General features: G+C 64.3%; 1 protein-coding gene. It reads right to left on the bottom strand.

Annotated features, from left to right (window positions below):
• Positions 1-351 precede the first annotated feature (351 nt).
• The gene (locus ON759_RS13880; protein ID WP_271680986.1) at positions 352-1,368 is read right to left on the bottom strand and encodes an IS110 family RNA-guided transposase; all 1,017 of its coding nucleotides are present in this window, start codon (positions 1,366-1,368) and stop codon (positions 352-354) included.
• Positions 1,369-1,458: the final 90 nt, after the last annotated feature.

Below are 1,458 nucleotides of genomic sequence, written 5' to 3'. Positions count from 1 at the left end.
TCACCATTTCGCCGCCGTGGTCAATAGGCACGAAGAAAGATCTCCCGCATCCGGGCTGAAGGCATCGCCTTGACCTGTCCACCGGCTTCCGCAGTGTTTCTGATGCGAGGCGGGTCACCGCCTCCGTCACCCTTCGGGATCTAGCCGCTTTCGCAGCCCACGCAGATTGCGCCCAACACTCGCTCGGTCTGCCGTCGTGCCGTCCACAGGCATGGTTGCCTCAGAGTCGCGGTCTTGAAGACCACCCTTGCTTGGCTCGGACGACGGGCGGTGGAAGATGGCTGCACGGCCGCTCCTCTTCAGAGTGGATGGTTGTGCCAGACCCCTGTTCCAGGATGCGGCCGTGCAGGGTCAGGCAAAGGCGCGATGGACGTCGAACGCGCCGCCGTCGCGCAGCAGGTAATAGCCGGCGCGCGCCAGCTTGTGCGCCACGGCCTTGAGCGCGACCAGACGCGGCTTGCGGGCTGCATTGCGCTGATACCAGCGCTGGATGCCTGGCTCGAAGCGGATTGCGAAGTTGGCCGCCTCCATCCAGGCCCAGGCCAGGTAACGATTACCGCACTTGCGGTTGCCGACGCCTTTCTTCTTGCCGTTGGAGAAGCGCAGCGCAGGGACAAGTCGGCAGTACGAGGTGTACTGGCCGACCGCCTCGAAGCGCGTCATTTCGCCACTCTCCAGCAGGATCGTCAGGCCCAGCACCTTGCCGATGCCCGGCACCGTCCGCAGTGCGATCAGTTCGCGTCGCCGCCGCGTGTCCTCGGTCAGCCATGTCTCCATCGCCGCCATCTTCTCCTGCAGGGCGCGCCACATCTGGATCAGGCTGACCACGGCAAACAGTTCGGTCGGTTCCGGGAAGGTGTCGCTCAGTTGCTGACGGGTCAGCTGTCGGAACCCGTTGGCCGACAGCCGCTGGCCGGTGGCGCGCGCCCAGTAGCCTTGCACCGATTGCAGCAGGCGTACTGACTGCTGCATCAGCAGCATCCGGCGTCGCAGCAGGTCGCGCAGCGGACGTTGCTCGCGTGGGTAGATGTACGACGTCGGCAGCAGCCCCAACCGCATCAATTCCGCGAGGTGATGGGCATCGCTGTCGTCATCGCCGTGCTTGAGTCCGGCGTACTGCGGCACCGCCAGCGTGTTGACCATCCGCATCGGATAGCCCTGCGACTGCAGACCGTCGATCAGCCAGTAGGCGTTGTAGGTCGACTCGACCGCCACGCCAGCCAAGCCATCGCGGAAAGGCATCAACGCGGCATTGAGCAGGGACAGGTCGTTGGGCAGACGTTGCCGGTAGCACAGCGCGCCAGCCTCATCGACAACGACCAACACCGTGTTGTTGGAATGAAGGTCGCATGCGGCATACAGTGCCATCGTCGTCTCCTGGTGCGTGGCGCACGCTCGTTGTGTAGGAACCACGAACGTACCGCCATCGCCAGGAGGCGGCGATATGAGTTTTCAGAG

It is taken from the genome of Thermomonas mangrovi (assembly GCF_028201335.1).
GTDB classification, from domain to species: Bacteria; Pseudomonadota; Gammaproteobacteria; order Xanthomonadales; family Xanthomonadaceae; genus Thermomonas; species Thermomonas mangrovi.
The sequence above is the reverse complement of the archived record's forward strand: the minus strand, read 5'-3'. Positions and strand labels throughout refer to the sequence as shown.

Excerpts from the sequence above, each read along its gene's own strand:
- ON759_RS13880 (WP_271680986.1), bottom strand. The coding sequence starts at position 1,368 with ATGGCACTGTATGCCGCATGCGACCTTCATTCCAACAACACGGTGTTG.